The organism is Paenibacillus albidus (assembly GCF_014644435.1).
GTDB lineage: Bacteria > Bacillota > Bacilli > Paenibacillales > Paenibacillaceae > Paenibacillus_AQ > Paenibacillus_AQ albidus.
The window spans coordinates 1-2679 of record NZ_BMKR01000099.1 but is presented as its reverse complement, the minus strand read 5'-3'; the positions used below and the strand labels follow the sequence as shown (position 1 = coordinate 2679).

2 protein-coding genes are annotated in these 2679 nt (G+C 48.8%); both read left to right on the top strand.

Going from position 1 to position 2679, the window contains the following annotated elements; translation table 11 throughout:
• Positions 1-129 precede the first annotated feature (129 nt).
• Positions 130-888 (top strand): class I SAM-dependent methyltransferase, encoded by a 759-nt coding sequence (locus tag IEY53_RS34735; RefSeq protein ID WP_189032912.1) that lies wholly within the window; start codon positions 130-132, stop codon positions 886-888.
• Positions 889-1072: 184 nt separating this feature from the next.
• A complete protein-coding gene (murD, locus tag IEY53_RS34730) occupies positions 1073-2404 on the top strand; it encodes a UDP-N-acetylmuramoyl-L-alanine--D-glutamate ligase (protein WP_189032911.1) in 1332 nt (443 codons plus the stop codon).
• Positions 2405-2679 lie beyond the last annotated feature (275 nt).

The window sequence follows — 2679 nt, the reverse complement described above, 5'->3', positions numbered from 1 at the left end:
ACAGAGGTGCTCTTTTTTGTACAAAGTCCAAATTATTCATTCTACAGGAATTCTAACGGGCAGGATAATTCAATAAACACATCGAATATAAGACGGTTGTAAGATTTAACCTTGGGAGGATGGAATTACATGTTGGAATCCATAAAGGAAGACTATATTTTATCGAATAAGAAAAGTTGGGACGAAGTAGCTCCCCGATTTTTTGGAAGGACTGCACTTCCAGTTTACGGCCCATTCTTGCCGACAGAAAACGAATTAAACTTATTTGGTGATATAGAGGATAAAATAGTCTTAGAAATTGGTTGCGGAAGTGGCCACTCTTTAAATTTCATGGCCTCACGTGGAGCCTCAGAGCTTTGGGGAATTGACTTATCCGATACTCAGATCGAGACTGCGCGGGATTTGCTTTCGGCTCATAAATCAAAATTGAATCTTTTCCAAGGACCAATGGAAAAGAACCCTGGTATTCCGAGTGAGTATTTTGATATCGTTTATTCCATCTACGCCATTGGTTGGACCGTTGATTTGCCAATGACATTACAGCAAGTATTCAGCTACCTGAAACCTGGTGGGACCTTTATTTTTAGCTGGGAGCACCCGTTACATAATCGAATTAAACAGGAAGGCGAGCAGTTTGTAATTAAAAAATCTTATCATGAGGAAGGTCCTCAACAGTGTGAACCATGGGACTTGCCAGCTATGATGAATCAACTAAAACTCAGTACATATATAAATGAGCTAATTCAGTCTGGATTTCAAATTGAAAAAGTGATTGAAGATGTTGTCATCACAGAGGAAATAAAATCGGGAGATTCTGCAGTGTGGTATACACATCAAAAGGCAGCATTAATACCTGCTGCATTTATTATAAAATGCACTAAAAAATAAGGGTATTTTCATAAAGCTTAGATCCGTTTAGTACGTGGATCGTTCAACTAACGGGAAACGAAAGATCAATACAGACAGAAGTAGCTAGCCTTGAGGACCGGCTGCTTCTCGTTGCGCTAACTGGCAGGTTAGTTCCAATTTGTGGTATATTTTATTTAATGACATTTACTAAGCGGAGGTGCTTATGAATCCTGCGTTTGACACCTATATCCAATCAATGGCCGGTCGGGACGTGACTGTCATCGGCGCCGGCGTCAGTAATGCACCGCTTATCCGTATGCTGTGCTCGGCCGGGGCGCACGTCACAGTGCGCGATCGCAACCAGGCCCTGCCCCGAAAGGAGTGGGATGATCTGGGGGTTAGGTTGCACTTAGGGGAGAATTACCTGGATCGAGTTGGGGGAGACACAGTGTTCCGTACTCCGGGCATGCGCCCAGACCATCCGGCGCTAGACTCAGCCCGCGCGGGCGGCAGCCGTGTGACCAGTGAGATGGAGGAGTTCTTCGCGCTGTGTCCATGTCCCATTTTCGGCGTTACCGGTTCGGACGGTAAGACCACCACCACGTCGCTGATTGCAGACATGCTGGCTGACGGGGGACGTACAGTACATCTGGGCGGCAACATTGGCACGCCACTGCTGACGCGCGTGGGTGAAATGTCACCACTGGATGTGTGCGCGGTTGAGCTGTCCAGTTTTCAGCTGATGGACATAACGCGCTCTCCCCATGTAGCGGTGATAACCAACCTCTCGCCCAATCACCTCGACTGGCACCTCGACATGGATGAATATACTGCCGCCAAGCGCCGCCTGTTGGATTTTCAGACTGCTGACGACTTTGCCGTCTTAAACGGCGATAATCCGGCGACTGCTGCACTGCGCGGACGGGGGCAGACCAAGTATTTCGGTGGGCATACTGTCCACGATGGGGTGATCGACGGTCTGTTACCTATCAGTGAAATTCGTTTGCCGGGGTGGTACAACGTAGAAAACGTTATGGCTGCCATGAGTGCTGTACGGGGGACCGTGTCGGATGAGACAATACTGGAGACGATGCGCAACTTCGTGGGCGTGGAACATCGAAACCAGTGGGTGGCAACTGTGTGCGGTGTCCAATATTACAACAATTCAATCGGTTCCAGCCCCGCTCGGACCATCGCCACGCTGCATGCTCATGAGGGCCGAGTTTTGCTGATCGCCGGCGGGCGAGATAAGAAAGTACCGTTTGACGAGATGGCTAGGCTACTGCCTAATCATGTTAAGGTGTTGCTGTTGATCGGCGAAGCGGCAAGTCAAATCGAGGCTGCGGCGCGAAGAGTGGCGGGCTGTCCGCCTATCATCTACTGCGAAGGCCTGGCCGAGGCAGTGGCGCAGACGCACAAGCTGGCCTCACCGGGCGACACTGTGCTGCTGAGTCCTGCATGCACTGCGTTTGACCAGTACCGTAACTTTGAAGAGCGCGGGCGTCACTTTGTAGAACTGGTCGAGGCGTTGCACCGGTCAGAGGGAAAAGATTAAACAAGACATAGGTGGTCCTTCGGGGAATCCTGTTTGCCCTGATGTATGCCATTTATAGATTGTTCTTAAAAGGAACCGATCATTCATTCATTCATTCATTAAGCTCCCTCGAAATGATTTAGTTTTCTCACGCAGGCTCATGAATTCGCAGGATTTCACCTTTAGCTAAGTGAGAGATAAGAAGGAACTAGAGGAGGCGGTGGCCTGGCACAACCGTAAGGGCATGCAAGAATAAAGGTGAGGGTATATCACCCATTTTATACCATATCTTGCAC